Origin of the sequence: Sphingomonas sp. Leaf22 (genome assembly GCF_001421715.1) — a bacterium.
Lineage (GTDB): Bacteria > Pseudomonadota > Alphaproteobacteria > Sphingomonadales > Sphingomonadaceae > Sphingomonas.
This window is the reverse complement of sequence record NZ_LMKP01000045.1, coordinates 28818-53368: the sequence shown is the minus strand read 5'-3', so window position 1 is coordinate 53368 and position 24551 is coordinate 28818. Positions and strand designations below refer to the sequence as shown.

Genomic DNA, 24551 nt, shown 5'->3' with positions numbered 1-24551 from the left:
GGTGGGTCGGCCCGCGAGGGAAGGTAAGCGATCCACAACCGGCCGACCCACCCCCAACCCCTCCCTTGTCAGGGAGGGGAGAAATTCAAAGTTCCCCCCTGCCCCCGCCCATCCCCGGCGAGGGCATTTTTCCGTGTCCGCCCCCGCCTACCGGATCGCCACGACCTCGACCTTCAGCGGTTCGGCGAGCGACAGCCATGCCCGATCCCCGGTCAGCGCGACCGCCTTGCGATCGATCGCGAGCGCCAGACAGCTGCGATCGCCGAGCGACAGGCCGGACGACCGCGTTTCCCGGCGCAGCAAGCCGGCGGTGATCGCCTGCGACCGGTCGTGCGGGACGATGTCGATATCCAGTTGCGTCATGATCTCCGCGATCTGGTCGGGCGACGCGCCCCGGTCGATCAGCTTTGCGACGACTTCGGACAAGTTCACCGCGCTCATCAGCGCACCGCTCATATGGTCGGCGACGACATCGGCACCGGGTTCGTCGAAGAATGCCGCCAGCACCGCCGATGCGTCGAGAACATAGACCGGGTCAGCCACGGTCTGATTCGGCGCGCCGGTCGGCGATCAGTTCGTCGACGACCGATCCGTTCGTCGCGGCATAGGGCTGCAACATCGCCTGAATCCGTTTAAGCACGTCGCGGCGCGGCCGGATATGCAGTTCTCCATCGACCACGCGCATCACGACCTGATCGCCATCGGCCAGCCCCAGCTCGCGACGAACGTCGGAGGGCAGCTGCAACCGTCCCCCGCTTACCAACCGACCGTTATGCGCGTTCATCGACTTGCCGCCTCACGATGCTACAGACTCGTCAGCAATATACAGATGCGTCGGGTCCGCTACAACCGGCGGGTGGATCGTCAGGGTAGCGACGTTCCCATCCCAGCTTGCAACACCGCATACCATTCAGCCGGGGTCCACTCGACCGTCAGCGCCCCCGCTGCCGAACGGATGCGATCGGGGTTTTGTGATCCGATGATCGGGATGATCCGCGCCGGATGGACCATCGCCCATGACAGCGCGGCGGTGGCGGCATCGACCCCGAAGCGCGCGCCCTGTTCGGCGAGCAGCGCGCCGGCCGGATGCGCGCCATCGCTCAGCCGCCCGCCGCCGAGCGGCGACCAGGCGAGCACCGCCATATCCTTCGCCATCGCCTGATCGAGCGCCCCGTCGAACAACGGCGCGCTGTGCAGCGGGGAGAATTCGGGCTGGGTCGACAGGATCGGCAGGCCCAGAAACGTCTGCAACGCATCGACTTCGGCCGGGCTGTGGTTCGACACGCCGATCCCGCGCACCTTGCCGGCCTCGACCATCGCCGTCAGGCTCTTCGCCACCTCCTGCGGATGGGTCAGGAAATCGCGGCGATGGATCTGGTACAGCTCGATCCGATCGATCCCCATCCGCGACAGCGATGCCTCGACCGCCTCCGTCAGATAGGCGCGGTCGGAACGATAGGGGATGCCGGGCCGGATGCCGCCCTTGGTCGCGATCACCATCCGCTCGCGCAGATACGGTGCCTCGGCCAGCACCTGCCCGAACAGCGCCTCTGCCGACCCGAAACCCGCCGGAGTATCGGTGCCGTAGATATCGGCGGTATCGAACAGGGTGATGCCCGTCTCCAGCGCCGCCTCGACCAGCGTCCGAGCCGCCGCGACCTTACCGGTGAAGCGCCACATGCCCCATGCCATGGGGGAAACGACGATATCGCTCTGGCCGAGCGGGCGGGGATGAGGATCGATGCGTAGCATATTCAGGCCTGTAGCCGCTGCGGCGCGACGATCAACTGCGGCGCGTCGGTGGTCGTTGCCTCGCCGGCGAGCGGCACGTCGAACGGATAAACGATCTCGACCCAATGCGCCTCGGCATCCGACGTGCCGGCATAGAGCCGCGTGACCGCACCGATGCGTTCGATGCCCGACGAAAACACGACATCGGTCAGATCGGGCCGCTTCGCCGCACCCGGTCCGAACTGGTCGCGCCCGGCGAGGATGCGCAGGTCGCGCCACTCGCGGCTCGCCGGATCGAACACGAACGACACCGCATAATAGTGCCGCGCGCTATAGATCGTATCATCCTCGAAAGAGGCGATATGCGCGATCAGCCCGATCTCGCCATTGGCCAGCAGATGCGCTTCGTTGACCCCGCCCCAGTCGAGCGGGTGGAACATGCCCTCCAGCATCGGCGCGGCGTCGATCGCTTCCACCGAGAGCGCGTCGAGCGAGGCGACCTCGGTATAGCCGATCGTACCGCGCCCGCCCTTGGCCCCGCGCGGCCGAGTGAACACCGCGACCCGGCCGTCGGCCAGTTCGCACAGCCGGATGTCCTTCATCCCCAGCGGCCCGGCGAAGAAGGGGTTCAGGTCGAACAGGTCGTTGCCGCGATAGAAGACCGTCCACCATTCGGGCTCGCCCACGCCGAAGCGGACCTCGACCCCGCCGAACACCAGTTCACCGCCGACGAAGGTCACGAACGGGTCCTGCAACGCAAGGCGCGGCGCGCCGTCGATCGGGTGCCAGACGCCGTCCGCTTCCTCGAAAAAGATCGCGGTCGAATGTTCGCTGTCGCGCGCCTCGACCCGCCCGGCGATGACGGTGCGCTCGCCGACGCGGAACGGCGCGGAGATGTTGTAGACGTCGAGCCCGTCGACCCCGGCAAAGGTCAGCTTGCCCGTCCGCCCCTGTGGCGGCTCGGCGGCGAAGGCGGCATGGCGGGTTTTGACGCGCGGAATGCTGTCATGGTGCATGGCTGTTTTCCTGTATTGCATCCGTACCCCCGCGCAGGCGGGGGTCCAGAGTCCCGATCGGGACGCGGTATTGCTTGGCCCTGGACTCCCGCATGCGCGGGAGTACGGTCGGGCGTGTCCTCAAACGCCCATCGCCTGCCACAATTCGGCGAGCGACACCGTGCCCACCGCCATCACCCGGTCGGCCGCGCCATAATATATGCGCAGCGTATCGCCCCCGACCAACGCGCCGCAACTGAACAGCACATTGTCGAAAAAGCCGGTGCGTTCATAGGCTTCGTCCGGCACCGCCAGCGCCCGGTCCAACCGCGCCCGCACGATCCGCGGATCGTCGAGATCGAGCAGCAGCGCGCCGAGGCTGTACCGCTGATCGGCATCGACCCCGTGATAGATTTGCAGCCATCCGCGATCGGTCTCGATCATCTGCGCGCCGCCACCGATCTTCATCGCCTCCCATGCGGCGCTGGTCCGTCCGGCCAGATGGCGGTGATCGCCCCAGTGCAGCAGGTCGGGCGACTTGGCGATCCAGATTTCGGGCGTGCCGAGGTGCAGCGGCGCGGGACGATGCAGGCACCAATACTGCCCGCCGACCTTGCGCGGAAACAGGCACACGTCGCGATTGTCGGGCGCGTGGATAATGCCGATCCGCTCGACCGAAACGAAGTCGTCGGTCACCGCCAGCGCGGTGGCGATGCCGAGGTCGCTGACGGCGGTATAGTTGATGTACCAGCGCCCCTCGATCTGCGTGATCCGCGCATCCTCGCACCCGAAGCGTTCGCTGCGGTCGGCGGGAAACAGGAACGGCGCGTCGTCGACCGCAAACGTCACCCCGTCGCGACTGCGCGCGAGGCGGAGGTGCGACAGCGAGGTCAGGAACACGTCGCGCGGATCGGCGCGCGAGCGCACCATGCGCGGGTCGGCAAAGTCATAGGCCGGATCGTCGCGACGGAAACTGCGGGTGGTGCAGGCCCATGCGCCGTCCACCTCCTCCAGCAGCGGCACGATCACCGTGTCGGGATCGTCGGCGACGACGCTCTCGGCGACGCGGACCAGCAGGATCGTCTCCTCGCCAAAGCGGGTGACGCCGGCATTGAAGCTGCCGTCGACCCGCCATTCGGGGCGGCTCGGCCGGACCATCTCGGGCGTGACGACGGGATTGCGCGGATCACGCTGCAACATGCGGAAACCTTCTCATTTGAGCGACAGCGACATGCCCTGCAGGAAATGCCGCCGGAACAGGAGGAACAGCAGCACCAGCGGCAGCGTCTGCAACACCGCACCCGCCATCACCGGTCCGGCATAGCCGCCATATTGCTTGCTGAACGTCGCCAGCAGTACCGATAACGGCATCTTGTCGGTGTCGGAGATCGCGATCAGCGGCCACAGGAAATTGTCCCAGGTGCCGGTGAAGGTGAACAGCGCGACGATGGCGATGATCGATTTGTTGAGCGGCACGACGATCTTCGTCACCGTCTGCCACAGGCTGGCGCGATCGAGCCGGGCCGCATCGAAATATTCCTCGGGCATCGTCCGGAACGACTGCGACATCATGTAGATGCCCCAGCCCGACATCATCGACGGCAGGATGAGCGCGGCGAGCGAATTGAGCAGCCCCATTTCCTTCACCAGCACGAACAGCGGCAGGATGAACATGCTGGTCGGAATGACCATTTGCAGCAGCAGGAAATCGCCGAACAGTTTGCGCCCCGGGAACCGCATCCGCGCCAATGCGAAGGCGATGAAGGCGGAGGTCAGCAGCACCGATGCCGTCACGGTCAGCGTCACCACCGCCGACACGCCCAGCGCGCCGAGGAACGGCCGGTCGAGCTTGTCGGCGGTCGCGAACAGGAAGGCGAAATTGTCGAGCGTGAAGTCGCCCTCGAATAACCCGGTATTGTAGATCTGCGCGGCGGGTTTCAGCGACGCGGCGACCATCCATGCGAACGGGTACAGCCATGTCAGCGCGAGGGCATAGATGGCGATCGTCGCCGCCCATCCGCCGATGCTGCGCTTGGCAAGCAACGTCTTCATGCCAGCACGACCTTTCGTTCGAACAGCCGCCGGGCGAGCTGCACCAGCGCATAGGTGACCAGCGCGACGAGGATGCTCATCATCGCCGCATGGCTGGGTTGCAGGCGGCGGAACGCGGTTTCGTAGATCATCATCTGCGGCGTCGCCGTGCTGTCGCTCGGGCCGCCGCCGGTGATGATGAACGGTTCGGTGAACAGCCCGAACGACACGAGGATCGCGAAGGTCAGCACCATCATCAGCTGCGGGTTCATCATCGGCAGCGTGATCCGCGTCAGCCGCGTCCACGGCCCGGCATGGTCGAGCCGCGCGGCGTCATAAATTTCCTTCGGGATGGCCAGCAGCCCCGAATAGAGGATCAGCCCGTAATAGCCGACGAACTTCCACGCGACGACCAGCGCGATCGCCAGCATCGCCAGCGTCGGATCGTTGGTCCACGGCACCCGCACCCCCGCCACATCGAACAACATCGTGTTGAGCGGCCCGGTCGAGCTGAACACCTTGGCGAACACCAGCGACAGCGCGACCCCCGACGACACGTTCGACAGCAGGAAACACAGCGCCACGAACGCCTTGCCCCGCCCGACATGCTGCAACCCGAACGCGACGATCAACGCCCCGCCGAACGCGATCGGCAGGTACATCGCCAGGAACCGCACGACATTCCACAGCGCCTGCAGGAATTGCGGGTCCTGCACCGTCAGCCACAAATTGCGCGCGCCGGTGAACACCGGTTCGTCGAAGAACCGCCACTGCGTCACCGACAGCTTGGCCAGCCAGAAAAAGGGATAGGCCCAGAACACGGCGGTAAAGGCCAGATAGGCACCCGCCAGCGACAGCCCGATCACCGCTTCGCGCGACAAGGCGGCTCGTTGCTTCATCCCTGCACCTCCAGCATCCGGTTCGTCCGTGCGACGGCATCGGCGAGTGCGGCGGCGGGGCTGGTCGCGCCCAGCATCAGCGGCTCGACCAGCCTTGCGCTCATGATCTTCTGGATATCGATGGTATGTTCGGACAGCGCCGGCGGCCGGGCGGTGGCGACATGGTTCGCATAGGCGCGGGCGATGGCGTTGCCGCGATAATAATCTGCAAAGGCGGGATTGGTCAGCAGATCGTCGCGCGCGGGCGACAGGCCGGTGCGCTGAAGCCAGAGCAGGTTGAGCGCCTCATCGCCCAATGCCCAGCAGAGAAAGTCGAACGCCTCGCGCTGCACGCGGCTGTTGCGGAAGAGGACGACGCCCTTGCTGTCGGAAAAGGTCGATCGCGTGCCCGTCGACGGGCCTTCCGCGATCATCGGCCCGACCGCGATTCGCGCCAGCGTATCGGGATAGATATTCGCGAACCGCTCGACATCCCACGGCCCGCGCACCGCACCGGCGGCAAGGCCCGACACCAGCGGCTCCTCGGCATCGAAGTCGAGCGCGGTCCAACCCTGTCGGTACATGCGGTCGACGAACCCCGCCGCTTGGCTCCCCGCCGGATTGTCGTAGAGCGCCTTGTTACCCGCGAGGTACGGCTGCCCGTCCGATGCGGCATAGTAATAGGAGATATAGTCGAACCAGCGGTCCTGCCACGCGCGCCCGGCGACGACCTGCATCCCGTAGCGCGAGCCGCGCACGGCATAGCGTTCGCAGAAGCGATAGACATCGGCATAGGTGGTGGGTGGCGCCGACAGGCCGTTTGCTTCGAGCAGGTCGGCGCGCCACCAGATCAGCGTCGGGCTGGAATAGATCGGCAGCGCGACGACCTGCCCGCCCTGTTCCCATCCCGCCATGATCGATCGCATGTGTCGCCGGTCGAGCAGCGCATCATAGCCCGGCATCGCCGCGAGATTGGCGACCTGTCCCAGCGCGGCCAGCTGTACCGCGAAACCCGAAAAGACGTTGGTGCACAGATCGGGTTCGGTGCCCGCGACCAGCGCCGACAACACCGTATCCTCCGAATTGCCGGCGGTCGGGATGGTCGTGAACTCGACCGGCAGGCCGAGCCACGCGGCGTTCCATTTCGCCACCGCGATCTTCCAGAACCCCTCCTCCGCCGCATTGGGCGCGACCCAGAGCCGGATGCGGTCGGTGCGCCGTTCGCTGCGCGGTTGCCCGCACCCGGCCAGCAGCGCCGCACCGCCCAGCGCCAGCAGCAGGGCGTCGCGCCTGCTGGTCATGGCAGCGGGGTTCCGGCCAGCGCGGTGGCGGCGAACAGCCCCTCGATCGTCGACTCCGCGCCCGAGTTCGAGTTTATCTTGCCCAGGGCGATGATCCCGTCATAGCCGCGGCCGGTGGCGGGATCGAGCATCACCCGGCGGGCGGGATTAGTGCCGGTAAACCATGTCCCTAGACGCTGCGCCAGCAACCGATAGCGCCCTTCCCCGGTCTGGCGATGCGCCTCGGTCGCGGCGAGGATCATCGGGGTGATACCATAGGCGATTTGCGGAAAACGTTCGGCCTCGACCGCCTTGAACCCCTGCCCGTCCTTTTGCAGCGCGAAGGTGGAGCGCATGCCCGTCTTGAGCAACCAGGGGTAGAAATGATCGACTTCGCGCAAGGCACTGGCGGTGAAGTCGGCGCGTCCCAGCAGCTTGCCGGCGCGCAGCAGCGCATAGGCCTGCGCATTGCCCCATGCGTGCCATCGATTCTGCCAGCTGAGAAACGCGCCGTGGGGGAAGCGCCTGGCATCGCCCGCCTGCATCGCGACCAGCCCGTCGCCGATCCGCCCGATCAGGGCGCGGGTCGCGGGGTCCTGTGTGCGCTGCCAGTGCGGCAGCAGGCCGAGCAGCGCGACCGATCCGGCATCGGCACCCGATTCGAGCGGCAGCCATGTCGGGACGGTCAGGCCCGCCACCGTCGTCGTCCCGCTGGCGCTGACCGGCAGGTCGCGCTTCAGATTCGCAACGAGGCGGTCGGCGGCGGTGCGGGCGCGCACGGCAGTGTCGGGGGCAAGGTGCGGCAGCGCCGCCTCCAGCCCCCACAGCGCGCGGAGCGACCACCAGTTCAGCTCGGCGAGCGAGGTGCGATAGTCGCGATTGATGCGACCGTCGCCCCACAGGAAATTGTGGAAATAGCCGTTCTCCGCCTGCATTCGCAGGACGAAGCGGGTCAGCATCTCGATCCGGTGCCGCCGCTTCGCATCCGGGTTGGTGGCGGCGAGCAGGACGATGCCGCGCGCGACATCATCGACGCAGGTATAGCCTTCGCGCGGTTCGATGGCGAAGCGATAGTCGGGGGCTTCGCTGTAGATATGCAGGATGCCGACGCGTTCGCCGTTTAAGTCGCGTTCGGCATAGAGATGGTCGAAGTGGACAAAGTTGCCACGTATCGGTAGTTGTGACGCCGCTGCAATCGATTGCGCGACCGCCCTGCCCGGTAAGGGAATGGCAAGGGCTAGCAGCGCGGCCGCGCCGATGCGCAGGGTCGTCTTCACAAGCGGCCGTTCCTCTCCACCGCCCCCGTTTCGAGGTGCGGGTTTATCGTTAAACATTGGCAGTTGCGGCTGTCAAGGCGGCGCGGTAGGCAGGGGCCAACCGGCGGAACGGCCGAATGGAGAGGATGCCATGCCGCGCCCCAAACGCGCCACGCTGAAATCGATCGCCGCCGATCTGGGCATCACCCATACGTCGGTGTCGAATGCGTACAACAACCCGGCAAAGGTGTCGAAAGACCTGCGCGACCGCATCTTCGCCCATGCCCGCCATGTCCATTACGAAGGGCCGAACCCCGCCGCACGGTCGCTGCGCACCGGACAATGCGGCGCGATCGGCGTGCTGTTCAACGACCAGCTAAGCTATGCCTTTACCGACGCGCACGACATCGCGTTCCTGCGGGGCATCTCGTCGGTGTGCGAGGAGGAGGGCGCCAACATTGTCCTGATCCCGCTGAAGGACAGGCATCCCGAACGGCGCGACACGCTGACCGCGATCGTCGACGGCTATATCCTGAATGCACCGTACAAGAGCAATCCGACGATCCAGAAAGCGCTCGCGCGGCGGTTGCCGACCGTGGTGGTCGATTTCGACGCGCCGGGGCTGCCCAGCGTGCTGACCAACGACCGGGCGATGATGCGCGCGGTGGTGTCGCACCTGCTCGCGCTCGGCCACCGCCGGATCGCGATCGTCACCTTTCCATGGACCGAGGATCATGGCGAGATTTACGCGCTGGACCGCGATTTTTCGGACGAGAATTACGTCGTCCACGAACGCATCCTCGGCTGTCGCGACGCCTTCGACGCCGCCGGCATCGCGCAGGACAGCGTGCTGGTGTGCGAGACGATGAATGCGGAGGAAGGCGGCGCGCGCGCGGTCGACCGATTGTTGCAGCGGCAACGCGACCTGACCGCGATCGTCTGTTTCTCCGACCGGTTGGCGCATGGCGTGATCGCGGCGTGCGACGCGCTGGGGCGGGCGGTGCCGGGGCGGATGTCGGTGACCGGCTATGACGGGATCGACCCGCCCGGCCGCGGAGCCGGCGGGCTGCGGTTGACCACGGTACGGCAGAATGCGTTCGAGAAGGGACGCAAGGCCGCCGAACGGCTGCTGTGCGACACCGATGGCGGTGCCGCCCCGATCGCGATCGAGGCCGAATTCGTGATCGGCGACAGCAGCGCCGCCGCGTCGAAAGGGACCTGCGCATGACGGCATTGGTGCTCGAAGGTCTCGGCAAGTCCTATGATGGGGTCGAGACGATCCGCGGCATCGACCTGCAGGTGCGGTCGGGCGAGTTCGTCGTGCTGGTCGGGTCGTCGGGCTGCGGCAAGTCGACGGTGCTGCGGATGATCGCCGGCCTCGAAAGCGTCAGCCACGGCACGATCCGCATCGGCGAGCGCGACGTGACCCATGTCCCCGCCGCGGATCGCGGCGTTGCGATGGTGTTCCAGTCCTACGCCCTGTACCCGCACATGACCGTGCGCGAGAATCTGGCGTTCGGACTGAAGAACATCCGCACGCCCAGGGCGACGATCGCACAGGCCGTCGACCGTGCCGCGACGGTCCTCGAACTCGACGCGCTGCTCGACCGGATGCCGCACCAGCTGTCCGGCGGACAGCGCCAGCGGGTGGCGATCGGCCGGGCGATCGTGCGCGATCCGGCGATCTTCCTGTTCGACGAACCGCTGTCGAACCTCGACGCCGATCTGCGGGTGCGGATGCGGCACGAACTGGCGGCGCTGCACCGGCGATTGGGCAGTACGATGATCTATGTGACGCACGATCAGGTCGAAGCGATGACGCTGGCCGACCGGCTCGTGATCCTCGACAAGGGGCGGATCGCGCAGGTCGGCACCCCGCTGGAGATTTACGACCGTCCCGCCAACATCTTTACGGCGGGGTTCATCGGTTCGCCGCGGATCAACCTGCTGCCGGCGACGGTCGTGGCGCGCGATGGCACGGCGGCGGTCTTCGAACTGGCCGGGGGCGTGCGCATCGCCGGGACGGCCGGCGCGCTGGCGGAGGGCGAGCGGGTGACGCTGGGGCTGCGGCCCGAGCATCTGCGGTTGCAGCCGGGGGCGGACGGCGTCGCGCTGCCGATGATGGTCGAGGCGGTCGAGGCGCTGGGCCATTCGACCTATCTCTACGGCCGATTGGCGACAGGCGACGAATTTCGCGCGAAGCTGAACGGGCATCACGCGGTGACGGGCGCGGTGAGGCTGTACGCCGATCCGGGCCGGATGCTGGTGTTCGGATCGGATGGGGTGGCGGTGCGGGAGGCCGCCCAGTGGTGACCGAACGCAATCGCTGGATCCTCCATATCAAGCACCTGCGCGCCGCGCATGCGGTGAGCATCCTGGACGCCGAGAGGATCGCGCTTGCCGATCCGGCATGGCGGCGATGGGTCGAACGGCAGATCGAACACGACCAGCAATGCCGTCGCATGGCGTGGCGTCATATCCGCGACCATGGTGACGCAGCATTGATCGGGCGCGACGGCGGTCAGCTGTTCATTCGGAAGTCGGCGTAAGATCGCGCACCGAAACAATCAGCCCCATTTTTTAAACCAACACGATGAAACGCCTCGATCGAGCGATCGGTTCCGCGTTAACCATTTGCTAGTCTGACCGGCCTATGATTTAGGACGAACAGCGGAGAGCCGGGGGGCATCCCGCACTGGCAAAGGATAGCGCGAGCGATGGTCGAGACGGCAGTGTTCACCTATGGGTTGTTGGCGAGTTTCGTGCTGTCGGGCGCGGCGCGCAACAAACGGATGGAGCGGCCCAATCCGGCGATGCTGACCTATATGGGCTATCTGTTGGTCGGCATGTCGGGATCGGCGTCGGCACTGCTCAGCGGCTATGCGGTGTGGCAGTCGATCTGACGACGGCACAGGCGGCTTCTGTAGCGGCGTCAATCTGCGCCCGGTAAAACCGGGCCTCTGCGGCACGCGTCTTCCGTTTAGGTGGAAGACGTCGTGACGACGCCCGCAAATACTGCTGCGGTACGCGTATGATGATCTGGATCGTCACAAAATTTTTCTTTCTACTCCGTCTTGAGTAGACAAAAACAAATTCTTCCTTGTTCGATGACGATATTTATGGCCATTTGATCGAGGCCTGTAACCATCGGCGGCCAGCCATCGCGTTTACGAGAGGACGCATGATGACTATGGCATTCCGGGTTACCGGCCTGATGACGGCCGCGTCGCTGGTCGTCGCATCGACACCGGCGCTGGCACAGGACGATACCACCCAGACCGGCCTGATCGCGGCGCTAGGCCTCGAAGCCGCATCGGGAAAAACGACGATCAACGAAGGCGCGGGCGCGATCGAGGCGAGCCTGTTGGCGAGCGACGCCATGCTGGAAGCCGGCGCGATCATTGCCGGAGTGACGAAAAAAGCGGTTGACCAAGAGGATAGGGTTCTGGTCATGTCGCACGACCAGCAAATATCATTAGCGATGGTGCGTATCGTTCATGACCGGATCGAGTCTGTCCGAGATTATGTCAAAAAGGCGCAATGCGAAACAGAATATGTCACCGCAGATGGCATGAAAATGGAGGCGTTTCCCGGCACCGATAACGATGAACCAAAACTCATTGCCTCCGATATTGCAGGTGCGATAGCTACCGATATCGCGATTTCCCCCGTAAAATTTGATTTTGACGACCGCTTGCTGGTAAATGCCGTGGCTATGAACCAGGATGGAGAGACCTTTCCGTTTTCGAGAGTATGGCGCCAGTTCAAGGGTGCCAGCGAGAAGGCACCTAAAAAAACATCGTTCGTTATTCCCGGTGAAGTTTCCGATTTTGGCTCGGATAGTAAAATCCGAGAAAACTACAAGGAACTACAAAAATTAACAGACTCCCGACGGGGATGTACAAACAATGAAGCAAAAGCAGCTGTCTTAACCGCAGACGCGTTGACGACGACTCTGAATGCCGCTGAAAAGGGAGCCTTGTCGCCGCTTGAAGTGGCACTACAGTTGGAACCCTTGTTAGCCACCGACGGCAAAGCCCCCGCACGAACCTATATCCTGCGCGTAGCGGTCGAACAGACCGGCGGAACGGCGATCGCGAGATCTGGTATATGGTACGCCTTGGGGTTTCCGGGTGCATCCGTAGTCAGTGCCGGCTTGCTCGCTAGCTTTCGACTGGTCAATCCGCAAACCGGTGTGGTTCTAAACAGCGGGATCATTCGCTGTGTCGTGCCGCAGACCCCGTTCTCAAGAGTTCATCGCGCCATTCTGAATAGCTCGGATGGAACCGCATGCGCATATCGCACGGCTTAAACAGCCGGTTCGACTGACATTGGCGGCGGGTAGCGGAATGCCGTTGCCCGCCGTCGTGAACCCCAACCTCTTTCTCTATCAACACGCCACCGCACATGCCCGCTTGCCGTGCGGCAGGTTGATCGTTAAACCTGTCGCAGCTTCCGACCCGATGACCGCACGAACGGCATGGCGATACGGGAAGCGATAGGGAGAGGATTCGGCATGAAATCCGATACGCGGTTCCGCTTGCTCACGATGGCCGGGATGGCCACGGTGCTGACCATGACCCCCGCCACGGCGCAGACGCAGGGGGCCGACAATCCGGCCCCGCCCGCCGGCACGGTGCAGGATGCGGCGACGGCCGCCGATGACGGCGAGATCATCGTCACGGGCCTGCGCGCCAGTTTGCGCCGCGCGACCGATATCAAGCGCAACGCCGACAACATCGTCGATTCGATCGTCGCCGACGATATCGGCAAGCTGCCCGACCAGAATATCGCCGAGGCGATCCAGCGTATTCCGGGCGTCACCATCTCCCGCGACAATGGCGAGGGGCAGTTCATCACCGTCCGCGGCCTGGGGCCGGCGTTCAGCAGCGCGCTGTATAATGGCCGCATCCTCGCGACCGAGAATCAGGGGCGCGAGTTCAGCTTCGACATCCTGCCCGCCGAGCTGATCAACCGGGTCGATGTTTCGAAGACGCCGACCGCCGCGCAGATCGAGGGCGGCATCGCCGCGACGGTCGACATGTACACCGCGCGGCCGTTCGATTTTTCGGGCTCCAAGGTCGCGCTGTCGGGACAGGCCAATTACGACAAGCTGCGCGGGGAATTCTCGCCACAGGCATCGGGGCTGTTCAGCACGACGTTCGGCGGCGGCGATTTCGGCATCCTCGGCGCGTTTTCCTATATCGATCGCAAGATCGAGGGGAAGCGCATCTTCACCGACGGATGGGAAGCGAACCAGTCGCTCGACCTGAACAAGGACGGCACGGCCGAATTCACCGGCGTGTCGCTGCCGACCTATGTCGAATGGGGCACCAACCGCACCAGTCGCAAGCGCCTCTCGGGCCTGCTGACCGCGCAGTGGCGGGCGAGCGACACGTTGCTGTTCACGCTCGACGGCCTGTATTCGAAGCTGGACGTGAACGACGACAACAAGGTGTTCTTCGTTTATGGCGGCCCCGGCGACATCACCGCCGCGACGGTCGATTCGAACAAGACCATTACCAGCTATACCGGCATCGCATCGGGTCCGAACATCACCAACCAGGTCCGCCCGCGGCTTGCCACCACCTATCAGGCGGGCGGCAATCTGGCATGGACCCCGTCCGACCGGCTGACCGGCTCCGTCGATTTTTCGTGGTCGAAGGCGACCGACGATACCGGCGGCAATCAGGCATGGTTCGAAAGCAATCTGGCGACGCCCAGCTATTCGCCGGCCGGCGTACGCTTCGCGATCGGGCCGACCGGATTGCCGGTCTATACCGGCCTTGGCAACCTGCTCGACACGTCGAACGCGAAGGCGGGGTTCCTGACCTATGAGGGGGTCAGCGTCGAGGACCAGATCTATCAGGGCAATGCGAACCTGAAATGGGATGCCGATATGGGCATTCTGACGAAGATCTCGGGCGGGTATAATTTCTCGGATCGCAAGAAATCCCGGTTCTCGTTCAAGACGCCCGATGCGCTGCAATGCCTGTATTGCGGGGCGGGCGTCGGCGTGCCGCAGAATGTGTTCGGGCGGCCGGCGGGGGCGACGAATTTCCTCGGCAGCGGAATGTTCGACAGCGCCTATCCGACCTATTCGGCGGCGGACCTCGCCAGCTATCTCTTGAGCGATGCGGCGATCAACCAGCTTGCCAGTCCGGCGGCGGCGCGCGCCGCGCTGGCGGCCAATGGCGGCGGCTTCGGCGTCATTCCGGTGCCCGGCAACAGCGGATCGGCGCAGGAGCGGACGATCGGCGGCTATGTGCAGGCGACGTTCGGCGGCGATTTCGGGTCGCGGCCGTGGTCGGGCAATATCGGGCTGCGCTATACCCGCACCGACGTGACCTCGCGCGGGTTCGGGCAGGAGATCGTGAGCATCACCCCCGCCCCGCCCGGCGGCGATCCGATCGTCAACCTCTCGGCGGCGCAACCGATCCGTCAGACCGGCTCCTACGCGCAGTGGCTGCCCAGTGCCAATTTCAAGATCGACGTGTTCGAGGATGTCGTGTTGCAGGCGGCGGTCGCCAAGACGCTGACCCGCGCGACGCTGTCCGACCTGCTGCTCATCCGCAACATCAACCCGCGTCCGCGCGAACGGGCGATCACCGACGGCAATCCAGGCCTCGAACCGATGATCGGGTGGAATTACGATGCAGCGCTGACCTGGTATCTCGACCGGTCGAGCTTCGTCAGCGTCGCGCTGTTCGCCAAGGATCTGGACAATATCTCGGAATCGGTGACGTCGACGATCCAGCTGCTCGGCCTAGATTTCCGGCGGACGCGGCCGGAAAATATCGGCAGCCGCAGCTATCGCGGTATCGAATTTTCGGGGCAATATACCTTTACCGGCTTGCCCGCGCCGCTCGACGGGCTGGGCGTGCAGGCGAACCTGAGCCTCGTCGATCCCGATGCGACGACGTACAATGCCGTGGCGTTCTACGAAAAAGGGCCGTTGCAGGCGCGGATCGCGTATAATTACCGCAACGCGTATGAACAGACGCAGCAGGGCAATCGCGGACAGCCGGTCAATGTCGACGCATATGGCATTTGGGACGCGAGCATCAACTATGCGCTGAACGATCGGTTGACTTTGTTCGCGCAGGGGCTGAACCTGTTCAACGAAAAGACCTTTTCCTATTCGGTCTATAAGGAACGGGTGATCGCGTTCGAAACCTATGGCCCGCGCTATGCTATCGGCGCGCGGCTGAACTTCTGATCGGGACGGCGATGGCACCGGTTCGCGGGTCGTGCGTTACGACCCGCGACCTTCACCGATCAGGAGTAGATTCATGGCCGACACGCTCATCACCAATCGCGACATCCCCGTTTCGAACGGCAAGACCAAGCTGACCGATGCGTTCAAGAAGCATTTCGGCGGCGACGCCCCGATCGCCGACAAGGCGCGCGGCTTTGCCAAGGACCGTCCGTGGACCAGCGCGGCGCTGGCCGGCGTGGCGGCGATCGCGGTGTTGAATACGCTGCGTGGCAAGAAGCTGTCGTAAGACACGCCACCCACCTGCCGTTCGCTTCGAGCGGAGGTTCGAGCCTGTCGAGAACCGAAGTCGAGAAGGCAGCGCCCAAAGCGGGCCGTTCTCGACAAACGCTTCTAGACTTCGCTCGAAGCTGCTCGAACCGAACGGTTGTGCGGAGGGTTAGGCGCTAACCTCTACCGGCCGATCAATTCCCCATAGAGCGCACGATACGACCCGATGATCGTCGGGTGATCGTAATCGCGCAGCACCCGGCGGCGCATCGCCTCACCCATTTCCCAGCGGACCGCCGGTTCGCCGGCGATCGCGCAGATGCCCGCCGCCGTCGCCTGCGGATTGACCAGCGGCGTGACGATGCCGCCATGGCCGGGATCATGGGCCCCGCGCCCCTCGATCATCTCGCGGCAACTGCCGACGTCGGGCGCGACGACCGGGATGCCGCACGCCCCCCCTTCCAATATCACCAGCGGCTGCGCTTCGGACAGGCTGGTCAGCACCAGCAGGTCGATGCGGTTCATCCAGTCCTCGATCCGCACCCGCCCGGCGAAATGCAGGACGTCGTTCAGCCCGAGATCGGCGACCAGCTGGTTGCATTCGGCAGCATATTCGCGGTCCTCGTCCTCCGGCCCCAGCACGACGAAACGCAGATGCGGTTTCTGCACATGGGCGATGGCACAGGCGCGGACGAAGGTCTTGATGTCCTTGATCGGCACCACCCGCCCGAGCAGCGCCACCAGGGGATGGTCGGGATCGCGGGCATCGGCGAGGTGCGAGAAACGCCGTGCGTCGATGCCGTTGGGGATCACCCGCACCCGGTCGGTCGCCGCGCCCAGTCGCCGCTGCACCGCATTATTGTCACCGTACAGCGCGACGATCGGATCGCAGGCATCGTAACAGGCACCCGCATAGCTGGTGAAGGCGCGCACCCACAGGTCGCGCAGGTCGTTGACGGTGCGGTCCATGGCGAGGCCGGTATCGACCTGATCGCCGATCCATTCGGCCATCATCACCTCGATCTGTCGTTCGAGCAGGTAGATGCCATGTTCGGTGATGAAAGCCGGACGTCTGCTGACCTGTGCCGCGCGCGCCGCCAGCAGCCCGGCGAACCCGGTCGAGATGGTGTGATAGGCGCGCGCGCGCGGCAGCGGCGCGGTCAGCACCGCCAGCAGCCCGCCGAGCAGGACGCGCATCGCCCAGAAATAATGGTGAAACGACGCCTTGGGCAACAGCGCCTGATAATGGCGGCGCAACCGCGCGAAGGTCGCGGGATGGGCGAGGATGTCGCCCGGCGTCAGCGGGCGTCCGACGCCGTCGATCAGCGCGATCAGCGTGCCGAGCGTCCCCGCCCCGCCCCCGTCGACGAAATCGATCAGCGCGTCGGCGATCGCCACCGCCTGCGCCGCCGGATAGCCGCGCGGCATCGTCGCTTCGGGAGCCAGCGCGATCTCGACCAGTTCGACGACATTGTCGGGCGGGATCAGCTGCATCGCGAGCGGGGCCGAGGACGGCTTGATCGCGACGATGGCGAAGCGGAGCTCGGGTAGGTGGGTAATCAGGTCCTGCAACCATCCCGATACGCCGCCGACGACATAGGGGTACGCCCCCTCGACGATCAGGCAGATATCGGCGGGCGGGCCGGGGTTGATCCGCGCGTTCACGGGCGATGCCTGATCGTCTGTCCGCGCCACCATCCGGTCGCACGGGCGACGCGGTCGTAGGGGCTGGCATCGACCGGTGCCTGTTCGACGATCGCATCGATCGCGGCATAGTCGCCCGCCGCCCACAGCGCCTCGATCCGGGTCGGGTCGAGCGGGTGGTCACCGATCAGGGCCAGCGCATCGGTGCGCAGATGCGCGCGCTGCGTATCGGACAACAGCACGTTGCCGCGCGCATGATCGGCCAGCATCGCCGCCAGCGCCGCATCGCGTTCCGGCCCGCTCGCCGCTTCGAGCGCGGCGCGACCGGTCGCCAGATTTTGCACGATGCGCGCCGATGCGGCGGCGGCAAGCGCGCGGATCGTCTGATCGCCATCGGTCAGCGCCAGCGCGATCAGCGGCGAAAGCGACGGCTGAAACGAGCGCACTACCGTTTCCAGCGCGCGCCGCCGTTCGGCGACCTGTCCGTGCCGCATGATCGTGACCAGCGAATGCAGCGCATCGGCTTCGGCATGGAGCACGCGGCCGTCGAGCATCCGCGCGATGGTCAGGCTGGCCCCGCGCTGCGCCTTGCCCGACCGGACGACCGGTTCGGGCAATGGGGCCGGCGGACGATCGTCGTCGGGCAGCGTGCGGCTCGCCCATTCGCCCGCCAGCAACGCCGCAGGCGCGATCATGCCGAAGACGATCGCGCTGAACCGCAGCGCACGACCGTCGCGCAGCCGCAGCATGATCGCCGCGATCGAACAGCCGATATGGCCGATCAGCAGCAGCGGGCCGGGCCAGACCGGGGCCGCCGCCAGCATCGCCATGTCGGCCACCGCCAGCGCGACGACCGCGCGCATCACGCGACCTTTCCCGGCGATCGGACCGCCAGCATCGCCGGGCGACGCGGTTCGTCGACCAGCAGCGGCACCAGCCAGCGACAGATTTCGGTCAGTTCGGCCAGCAGATGCGCGCCCAGCGCCTCGAACGGCAGGTCGTGCAGCACCAGCATCCCGACCACGCGGTCGCCATCGCCGTCGATCAGCGGCAGGGCGGCGACGCCGATCCCGACCAACGCGGCACGATCCGACGGCCGGCCGACATGGATCGCATCGCCGCGCCGCGCCATCAGCAGGAGCGGCGGCGGCAGCGTGTCGGCGCGCGCCTGTGCCGCGTCGCCACGCAACCATGCCCGCGCCTCACCACCGACCACGCGGTAACAGGTGAAGTCGCGGGTGTGCGCGGCGAGCGCGATCAGCGCCACCATGGCGGCGCGGCGTTCGGCCGGGTCGACATCGCCCAGACGCGCGGCGGTGGCGATGACATGGCCGATGCTGCGGTCGTCGGTCGCGACCTGCACCTGCAACGCGCGGTTGGTATCGACCAGACGGTGGAACGCTTCGGTCAGCCGGACGACGTTGCGCCGCGCGGTATTCTTGGTCCGTTCGAGCCGGACGAGCCGCTGTGCGCGCACCATCGTCACCTCGCCGATCGCCACCGCCGCCATGAACCACAGCAGCGGCGGCAGCGACAGGTGCAGCAGGTGATCGAGATAATCGCGCTCGACGCCCGGTTCCTGCCCGATCGCCAGCCACAGCCCGCTGGCGATGCCCGCCGCCGCCAGCGCGGGAAAGGTGCCATAGGCCAGCGCCATGACTACCACCGGCAGCCACAGCGGATTGGGATCGACGCCGGTAAAGGCCGTGCCGCCCAGCAGCAGCCGGTCGAGCGCGATCAGCACCCCGAAACCCGCCGCCAGTTCCATGGCGATGCGCAGCGACCGGTGACGTCCTGCGCTCATCGCCCGTTCCCCAAGCCGCGCGTTACGCCCGCGCGCGCGAAAATCTGTTGCCCCGCAAAGCCCGGCCGCGTGACCGAGCTGATCCCGCCGCTCCCCTCGACCCGCCACGCGGTGCCGATCGGCAGCGCCAGCCCGAGGCTGGCATTGGGACCGTCGCCGCCGAAGCGGTCGACCGTCCATCCGGCAAGGCCGGTCAGCTGCGCTTCGCCGATCGCGCCGCTCACCAACCCCTGCATCGTGTGGTTTTCGCGCGTCGCGAAATCGATTCCACCGCGCAGGCGCTGCACATATTCGGCCTCCAACCGATAGGTCAGGCCGAAGGCAAAGCCACCGCGCCGGCGGATATAGTCGAGCCCGCCGGCCAGCGTGATCGTGTCGACCGCCCCGCCCGCGCCCGCAAGGCCATAGCGATTGCCGCCGACATCGATCTGTCCGACCAGCCCCGGCGCGATGCGATAGGTCGCTCCTGCGGAAACGCGCGACAGCCAGCCATCGTCGATCGCCTGTTCGCGGGTCGAATAATCGGGCTGATGCAGCGTCAGCCCGGCGCGCCACTGCCCCTCGACCGAGCCGGACGCATAGCGCACCCCGCCGCCGGTGACGCCGCTGTCGAGCGCACCAGCCAGCACCGCCTGCATCCGTGCCTCGTCACCGACGCGGACGGTGGCACCGGCTTCGGCCACGGTCGATCCGCGATGGTCGTCGCCGATGGTGCTGGCGATATGGCGCACGCCACCGCCGACCGTCGTGCGATCGGTGAGCGCGACATCGACGCGCGCGGCGCTTTCGATCTGCGACAGGTCGCTGCCGTCGCGCAGCGTCACGCTGGTCGAGGCCGCACCGGGGGCGAAGGCCGCCGCCCGCCGCGCGGTGCGGTCGGTCGCGCCGAGGCGGCGATAGAGCCGCGTCGCACCGGCGGCGTCGCCATCGGCGCTGCGGGCATCGGCGAGGATGCGGGTCACGCGCCGGTCGGTCGGATGCTGCGTCGCCAGCGCCTCCGCACGGCGGCGGCCCTCGCCCGGATAACCGGCGGCGACATCGGCCTCGATCGTCAGCAGTTGCGGGTCAAGATCGGCGGCGTCCTGCGCGACCGCCGCGACCGGTCCGTCGTTGTCCGGCGTGAAGCCGATCGTCATACGGTTGTCGCTACGCCGCCAGCGCAGGGTGCGCCCGGCGGCGGGGCGCAGCACGAGGCTGTCGTCATTCCAGCGCAAATCGCCGATGGCGTCGCCGGCGGCATCGCGGAACCGGTCGATGGCGCCGTCGTCGATCGGACGGTCGGCGCGGACGACGATCTCGCCGCCATCGCCCTCCACGCTCAGCGTCGTGCCGGCGGGCCACACCAGCTGCGGATCGCCGCCCGCGACCTCGCCATCGGCAAGGATCGCCGGCGGCACGCGCAGCACCGGGCCGGCGATGCCCGCGATTAGGACCAGTGCGGCGATCATTGTTGCGACAACACCATGCGCGCGCGGCCGGGCTGGCCATCGGCGATCAGCAGCCGGGCATGGAGCGCGACCAGTTGTCGGTCGTTCGGGGTCGCCTGTCGCAGGCGTTCGACCAGCGCCACCGCTTCGCGCCGACGGCCGAGCCGGTCGAGCAGTTCGGCGGCGGCGCGGCTGTCGGCGGGCGTCCTGGCCAGCGCCTTTTCGAGCCATGGCCGCGCGGCGCGATCGCCGCCGATCCGGCCCTGCGCATCGGCCATCAGCCGCAGCGCGGGCAGATCGTCGCCCTGCGTCGTCAGATAGTCGCGCAGGATCTGCACCGTGCGCGGCGCATCGCCGGCATTCCACGCACTCCACGCCAGATCCATCCGGTCGCGCGGAGCGGCGATGCCGGTGGCGACGCGGGCACGCAGCAGCGCGGCGAGCTGCGCCGGGTCGGGCCTGCGCGGCATGGCGTCGCCCGCCGCGCGCACCGCATCGGCGGACAGCGCACGTCCGTCGAACAGCCGGGCCAGCACCGCGCGCCCGGCGGAATCGTCCCCCGCCGCCTGCGCGAGCCGCAGCCGTTCGAGCAGCACCGGCGTCCGATCGGCCAGCGGATGGCGGGCGAGGAACGCGGCCGCATCGCCCGGCCGGTCGCGATCGGCATAGGCGGCGATCCAGTCGAGTTGCTGCGCCGGCGCGCCGCTCAGGGTGCGCTGCCGCAGCCATGCGACATCGCTTTGGCGCGGGCGCGGGCCGAGCAGATAGAGCAGCCGCCGCGCCGCCGGGCCGTCGGGGCCACCCTGCCCGACCGCCGCCGCCAGCACGCCGACCGCATCGTCGCGCGCCCCCGCCGCCAGCAATTGCTCGGCGATAGGTAGCGGATCGGTGCCCGGCACCTGCGCCCGGGCAAGCAGCATCTGCCGCAACCCCCCCCGGTCGCCGGCACGCGTCAGGATCGCTTCGCGCGCGGCATCGCGCTGATCGCCCGGCAGCATCCCCGCCGCCGCCAGCGCCGCGCGCTGGTCGCCCGCCGCCTGTGCGACGCGGATCGCGAGCCACGGATCAGCGGCGCGCCAGTCGCTGCCGACCCGGGCGAGCCGCGCGATCCACGCCCCCTGCCCCGCCCGCTCCAACCGGCGGGCCAGGTCGAGCGACAGCGCGGCGTCGGGTCGCGGGATCGCACCGCGTTCGGCGGCGGCAACCAGCAGGTCGGGCCGGTCGAGCGTATAGGCGGCGGCGACGATCGCCGGCCCCGGCACGCCCTTGGCCGCATCGAACAGTTTCGCCGCGGCCTCGCGCTGTCCAGCCTCGGCCAGCAGGTCGACGCGTAACGGCCAAGTCTCGGCAGCCGTGCCGTCGGGGCGTGCCGCCAGATAGGCGAGCGCCACCGCGCCGCGATTGGCAGCCTTCAGATCATAGGCGACCTGCAGCGTCGTGACCTTCTGCCCCGCCGCTTGCAACTGCGCGGTCAGCGTGGCGAGTTCGGCGGCATCGGCGCGCTTGATCGTATCGGCCAGCGCGGGCAGCTGCGGTCCCGCCGGCGGTGCGGGCGACGGCATCGGCGGCGGCAGCGCGATCGACGCCGTCACCGGATGGGCGCGGCGCTCGACATGCAGGATTTCGGTCCGGCCGGGCAGCAACAGGATCGCGGCGGCCAATGCCGCCCCGCCGCCGACCATCGGCACGCCGATCGCCAGCCAGCGCTGGTCGCCCACGCTCATCCGGTCGGCTCCGGCCACAACCGGTCGAGCGCCAGCGTCGAGACATAGGGCGCAAACCCCGCCGCGCGTTCGCGGGCATAGAGCTTGGCCACCGGCCCGCGATCGGCCATGTCCCAGTAATCGAGCGTGGTCACGACCAGCGTCGGGTTGATCGCCTTGGCCGCGCGCAGCCGGTCGGCCTGCCACTGCCAGTCGCTGTCGGACAGCATGTCGTAGCGCTTGGTCGCGAAGTTCCAGCGCGACGCCATCGATTCGCCCAGCACGTAATCGATCGACGGCGCGACCCGGTCGAGCAGGGCATAGCCGCGGTTCAACATGATGCGGATGGCGGGGAATCGCGTCCGGATCGCGACGATCAGGCGCGCGCCCGCTGCCACCATATCCTTTGCACCGAGGGGGTCCTGCCGTTCCATCGCCTCGGCATTATCCATCGTATCGATGAAGATTCCGTCATAGCCGCGTTGCAGGATCTGCGCGACGATCTGGTCGACCACCGTCGCGGTCCATGCCGGATGGCGCAGATCGGCACGGCGCGCATCGGGCCAGTCGGGATTGGCGATGCCGAGCGCCCCGGCCCGGTCGAGCGCCGCGAAATAGGGCCGCCGCTTCTCGACCTCGCCGAGGCTGACATAGCCGAGCAGCACCGCCCCCTCGCCGCGCAACGGCGCGATGGGGCGCGGATGATGCGGTTCGAGGACCAGCAGCTGATACCGCCGGGCCAATACCGGATCGGTCGCGGGACCGTAATCGACCGCCCAGCGCAGCGACGCGTCGCCGCCGGCGGGGCGCACCTGTCCCGACGTCGCGCCGCGCAACCCGAGCGTCAGCCCCACCGCGCCCGCACCCAGCGCCATCGCCTGCCTGCGGCCGATCACAGCCAGCGGCCGCCATGGCCGACGACCGCCGGATTGTTTCCGACGAACAACAGATAGGTCATATTCGTGCTTGCCTCCGCGACCAGCGCGAGGCCGACAAAGGCCCCCACCACTGCCCCGGCCATATAGCCCCAACCAAAGGCCGCGAAACCCGCGTCGAATTGGACATAAGTAGCAAAGGCGCTGGCAAGCGCGAAGCTGGCCCAGGTGAACAGGATGCGCCCGAACAGGTCGTAATAGGCCAGCACCACCGTCGTCGCGATCACCACGAGGTGGAACACCGCCCCCGCCGATGTCTGGCGAAAGGCGAAGATCGCGCGGACATCGGCACCGATCGCGTCGAACAACGGCACCGCCAGCACCCATGCGAAGGCGGCGATGAGCATCTGCGCCAGCACCAGCAGGCGCAGGCTGTCGAACATCACGCGCAGGACCTCGCTACGCGCTTCCTCGATCCGCTCAAGCGTAGACGTGCCGGTGCAGCGCGCCAACATGCTGCCGAACGCGCGGTCGAACCGGGTTTCGGTGACGATCAGCAACAGCGTCAGCCCCGGCACGATCGTCAGCAGCCCGAGAAAACTGCCCCCGTCGTTGATCGGGTTGAGCCGCAACGCGCCGATCGCGACCCGGCTCGCCGGGCCGAACCACAGGATCCATTTGTCGATCCAGATCGCGGCGACCCCGGCAATGCCGGCCAGCGCGATGATGAAGCCGAGGCGCGGGTGCATCGCCTCGCGCGTCGGCAGCACCACGTCGCCCGCGAAGTGGCGACGCAGCACCAGCAGGATCGCCGCCAGCGTCAGGCCGATGCCGCCGGTGACGACCAGCAGCACCCCGACCAGTTCGCGCTGCGGCCAGAACCACAATGTGCCCGCCGCGACCCCGGTCCCGATCAGATAGGCGACCGGCACCGCGCGATAGCGATCGAGCGCGGTCAGCATCGGTCCCGCGATCCAGATCTGCGCCAGCCACGCGAGCGCCACGCTCGCCGCCAGTGCCTCCGCGAACGGCAATCGTCCCAGCACGCCGAACAGCACCGCCCCCGCCGCCAGCCCGATCACGCCGCCCGCCGCCAGTGCCAGCAGCACGATTCCCGGTATCCCCGCCGCATCGCGCGCGAAGATGCGATCGGCGACCAGTCGCGTCGCGACGATACCGATCGGTGCCGCCGCCAGCGCCGACAGGCTGAACGCATAGATCAGCACCGTCTGCAGGACCATGCCGTCGGCCGGCATGAGATGCACCGCCGCCCAGCGTTCGAGCAGCCCCATCGCGACCGCGGTCATCAACCACGGTCCCGCGCTGATGACGGCACCATGCGCAGCGGCGCCGACGATACCGCCGACGCCGCCTTCGCGCGCAACCTGTGCCAGTTTGAATCCGATTCCCGCCATTCGCGCCCCCGACGACGCTTCCTAGC

General features: G+C 67.0%; 23 protein-coding genes. 7 read left to right on the top strand and 16 right to left on the bottom strand.

Annotated features, from left to right (window positions below):
• Positions 1-147: 147 nt before the first annotated feature.
• From ASE70_RS18580 to ASE70_RS18540, 9 genes are all read right to left on the bottom strand, one after another.
• Complete coding sequence (locus ASE70_RS18580; RefSeq protein WP_056507970.1) at positions 148-543, bottom strand: type II toxin-antitoxin system VapC family toxin; 396 nt, start codon at positions 541-543, stop codon at positions 148-150.
• Positions 536-784: an AbrB/MazE/SpoVT family DNA-binding domain-containing protein gene (locus tag ASE70_RS18575; RefSeq protein WP_056397431.1), complete on the bottom strand. Its 249-nt coding sequence runs from the start codon at positions 782-784 to the stop codon at positions 536-538. Before ASE70_RS18575 ends, ASE70_RS18580 begins: the two co-directional genes overlap by 8 nt.
• An 80-nt stretch (positions 785-864) precedes the next feature.
• A complete protein-coding gene (locus ASE70_RS18570) occupies positions 865-1752 on the bottom strand; it encodes an aldo/keto reductase (RefSeq protein ID WP_056507966.1) in 888 nt (295 codons plus the stop codon).
• Positions 1753-1754: 2 nt separating this feature from the next.
• Complete coding sequence (locus ASE70_RS18565; protein ID WP_056507963.1) at positions 1755-2747, bottom strand: DUF1861 family protein; 993 nt, start codon at positions 2745-2747, stop codon at positions 1755-1757.
• A 120-nt stretch (positions 2748-2867) separates the two neighbouring features.
• Positions 2868-3926, bottom strand: a complete 1059-nt coding sequence (locus ASE70_RS18560; RefSeq protein WP_056397437.1) for a glycoside hydrolase family 130 protein — start codon at positions 3924-3926, stop codon at positions 2868-2870.
• Positions 3927-3938: 12 nt separating this feature from the next.
• Positions 3939-4778, bottom strand: coding sequence for a carbohydrate ABC transporter permease (locus tag ASE70_RS18555; protein ID WP_056507961.1), 840 nt, complete (start codon positions 4776-4778; stop codon positions 3939-3941).
• Positions 4775-5656 (bottom strand): carbohydrate ABC transporter permease, encoded by an 882-nt coding sequence (locus ASE70_RS18550; protein ID WP_056507959.1) that lies wholly within the window; start codon positions 5654-5656, stop codon positions 4775-4777. Before ASE70_RS18550 ends, ASE70_RS18555 begins: the two co-directional genes overlap by 4 nt.
• A complete protein-coding gene (locus tag ASE70_RS18545) occupies positions 5653-6936 on the bottom strand; it encodes an ABC transporter substrate-binding protein (protein WP_056507957.1) in 1284 nt (427 codons plus the stop codon). The genes ASE70_RS18550 and ASE70_RS18545 overlap by 4 nt, the downstream gene beginning before the upstream one ends.
• Positions 6933-8192, bottom strand: a complete 1260-nt coding sequence (locus ASE70_RS18540) for a hypothetical protein (RefSeq protein WP_056507956.1) — start codon at positions 8190-8192, stop codon at positions 6933-6935. The genes ASE70_RS18545 and ASE70_RS18540 overlap by 4 nt, the downstream gene beginning before the upstream one ends.
• 130 nt (positions 8193-8322) lie before the next feature.
• Here ASE70_RS18540 and ASE70_RS18535 point away from each other — a divergent pair, with 130 nt between their 5' ends.
• The 7 genes from ASE70_RS18535 (at position 8323) to ASE70_RS18505 (ending at position 15676) form a co-directional block, all read left to right on the top strand.
• Positions 8323-9399 carry a LacI family DNA-binding transcriptional regulator gene (locus tag ASE70_RS18535; RefSeq protein WP_056507954.1) on the top strand — a complete coding sequence of 359 codons (1077 nt, stop codon included), beginning with the start codon at positions 8323-8325 and terminating at the stop codon, positions 9397-9399.
• Entirely contained in the window at positions 9396-10484 is a 1089-nt protein-coding gene (locus ASE70_RS18530) for an ABC transporter ATP-binding protein (RefSeq protein WP_056507952.1), read from the top strand. The genes ASE70_RS18535 and ASE70_RS18530 overlap by 4 nt, the downstream gene beginning before the upstream one ends.
• Positions 10481-10720 (top strand): hypothetical protein, encoded by a 240-nt coding sequence (locus ASE70_RS18525; RefSeq protein WP_235520065.1) that lies wholly within the window; start codon positions 10481-10483, stop codon positions 10718-10720. Before ASE70_RS18530 ends, ASE70_RS18525 begins: the two co-directional genes overlap by 4 nt.
• A gap of 168 nt (positions 10721-10888) precedes the next feature.
• Positions 10889-11074, top strand: coding sequence for a hypothetical protein (locus tag ASE70_RS18520; RefSeq protein ID WP_055997983.1), 186 nt, complete (start codon positions 10889-10891; stop codon positions 11072-11074).
• 197 nt (positions 11075-11271) lie between these two features.
• The gene (locus ASE70_RS18515) at positions 11272-12483 is read left to right on the top strand and encodes a hypothetical protein (protein WP_156356340.1); all 1212 of its coding nucleotides are present in this window, start codon (positions 11272-11274) and stop codon (positions 12481-12483) included.
• A 204-nt stretch (positions 12484-12687) separates the two neighbouring features.
• On the top strand, positions 12688-15390 hold the full coding sequence (locus ASE70_RS18510) for a TonB-dependent receptor (RefSeq protein WP_056507946.1): 2703 nt from the start codon (positions 12688-12690) through the stop codon (positions 15388-15390).
• Between the two features lie 73 nt (positions 15391-15463).
• Positions 15464-15676 (top strand): hypothetical protein, encoded by a 213-nt coding sequence (locus ASE70_RS18505; RefSeq protein WP_056397463.1) that lies wholly within the window; start codon positions 15464-15466, stop codon positions 15674-15676.
• 164 nt (positions 15677-15840) lie between these two features.
• Here ASE70_RS18505 and pelF read toward each other — a convergent pair whose 3' ends face one another.
• From pelF to pelG, 7 genes are read right to left on the bottom strand one after another with little or no spacing between them, the layout of a single operon-like run.
• Positions 15841-17322 (bottom strand): GT4 family glycosyltransferase PelF, encoded by a 1482-nt coding sequence (pelF, locus tag ASE70_RS18500; protein WP_235520064.1) that lies wholly within the window; start codon positions 17320-17322, stop codon positions 15841-15843.
• Positions 17319-18167 carry a hypothetical protein gene (locus ASE70_RS18495; protein ID WP_156356339.1) on the bottom strand — a complete coding sequence of 283 codons (849 nt, stop codon included), beginning with the start codon at positions 18165-18167 and terminating at the stop codon, positions 17319-17321. Before ASE70_RS18495 ends, pelF begins: the two co-directional genes overlap by 4 nt.
• A complete protein-coding gene (locus ASE70_RS18490) occupies positions 18164-19105 on the bottom strand; it encodes a hypothetical protein (RefSeq protein WP_156356338.1) in 942 nt (313 codons plus the stop codon). Before ASE70_RS18490 ends, ASE70_RS18495 begins: the two co-directional genes overlap by 4 nt.
• A complete protein-coding gene (locus tag ASE70_RS18485) occupies positions 19102-20553 on the bottom strand; it encodes a hypothetical protein (RefSeq protein WP_056507937.1) in 1452 nt (483 codons plus the stop codon). Before ASE70_RS18485 ends, ASE70_RS18490 begins: the two co-directional genes overlap by 4 nt.
• A complete protein-coding gene (locus ASE70_RS18480) occupies positions 20550-22256 on the bottom strand; it encodes a hypothetical protein (protein WP_156356337.1) in 1707 nt (568 codons plus the stop codon). Before ASE70_RS18480 ends, ASE70_RS18485 begins: the two co-directional genes overlap by 4 nt.
• Positions 22253-23131: an endo alpha-1,4 polygalactosaminidase gene (locus ASE70_RS18475; RefSeq protein WP_056507933.1), complete on the bottom strand. Its 879-nt coding sequence runs from the start codon at positions 23129-23131 to the stop codon at positions 22253-22255. Before ASE70_RS18475 ends, ASE70_RS18480 begins: the two co-directional genes overlap by 4 nt.
• Positions 23128-24525 carry an exopolysaccharide Pel transporter PelG gene (gene pelG, locus ASE70_RS18470; RefSeq protein ID WP_056507931.1) on the bottom strand — a complete coding sequence of 466 codons (1398 nt, stop codon included), beginning with the start codon at positions 24523-24525 and terminating at the stop codon, positions 23128-23130. Before pelG ends, ASE70_RS18475 begins: the two co-directional genes overlap by 4 nt.
• Between the last annotated feature and the right edge of the window lie 26 nt (positions 24526-24551).

Excerpts from the sequence above, each read along its gene's own strand:
- ASE70_RS18550 (WP_056507959.1), bottom strand. The coding sequence starts at position 5,656 with ATGAAGCAACGAGCCGCCTTGTCGCGCGAAGCGGTGATCGGGCTGTCG.
- ASE70_RS18480 (WP_156356337.1), bottom strand. The coding sequence starts at position 22,256 with ATGAGCGTGGGCGACCAGCGCTGGCTGGCGATCGGCGTGCCGATGGTC.
- ASE70_RS18565 (WP_056507963.1), bottom strand. The coding sequence starts at position 2,747 with ATGCACCATGACAGCATTCCGCGCGTCAAAACCCGCCATGCCGCCTTC.
- ASE70_RS18560 (WP_056397437.1), bottom strand. The coding sequence starts at position 3,926 with ATGTTGCAGCGTGATCCGCGCAATCCCGTCGTCACGCCCGAGATGGTC.
- ASE70_RS18545 (WP_056507957.1), bottom strand. The coding sequence starts at position 6,936 with ATGACCAGCAGGCGCGACGCCCTGCTGCTGGCGCTGGGCGGTGCGGCG.
- ASE70_RS18490 (WP_156356338.1), bottom strand. The coding sequence starts at position 19,105 with ATGAGCGCAGGACGTCACCGGTCGCTGCGCATCGCCATGGAACTGGCG.
- ASE70_RS18510 (WP_056507946.1), top strand. The coding sequence starts at position 12,688 with ATGAAATCCGATACGCGGTTCCGCTTGCTCACGATGGCCGGGATGGCC.
- ASE70_RS18535 (WP_056507954.1), top strand. The coding sequence starts at position 8,323 with ATGCCGCGCCCCAAACGCGCCACGCTGAAATCGATCGCCGCCGATCTG.
- ASE70_RS18570 (WP_056507966.1), bottom strand. The coding sequence starts at position 1,752 with ATGCTACGCATCGATCCTCATCCCCGCCCGCTCGGCCAGAGCGATATC.
- ASE70_RS18555 (WP_056507961.1), bottom strand. The coding sequence starts at position 4,778 with ATGAAGACGTTGCTTGCCAAGCGCAGCATCGGCGGATGGGCGGCGACG.
- ASE70_RS18505 (WP_056397463.1), top strand. The coding sequence starts at position 15,464 with ATGGCCGACACGCTCATCACCAATCGCGACATCCCCGTTTCGAACGGC.
- ASE70_RS18485 (WP_056507937.1), bottom strand. The coding sequence starts at position 20,553 with ATGATCGCCGCACTGGTCCTAATCGCGGGCATCGCCGGCCCGGTGCTG.
- pelG (WP_056507931.1), bottom strand. The coding sequence starts at position 24,525 with ATGGCGGGAATCGGATTCAAACTGGCACAGGTTGCGCGCGAAGGCGGC.
- ASE70_RS18530 (WP_056507952.1), top strand. The coding sequence starts at position 9,396 with ATGACGGCATTGGTGCTCGAAGGTCTCGGCAAGTCCTATGATGGGGTC.
- ASE70_RS18575 (WP_056397431.1), bottom strand. The coding sequence starts at position 784 with ATGAACGCGCATAACGGTCGGTTGGTAAGCGGGGGACGGTTGCAGCTG.
- ASE70_RS18520 (WP_055997983.1), top strand. The coding sequence starts at position 10,889 with ATGGTCGAGACGGCAGTGTTCACCTATGGGTTGTTGGCGAGTTTCGTG.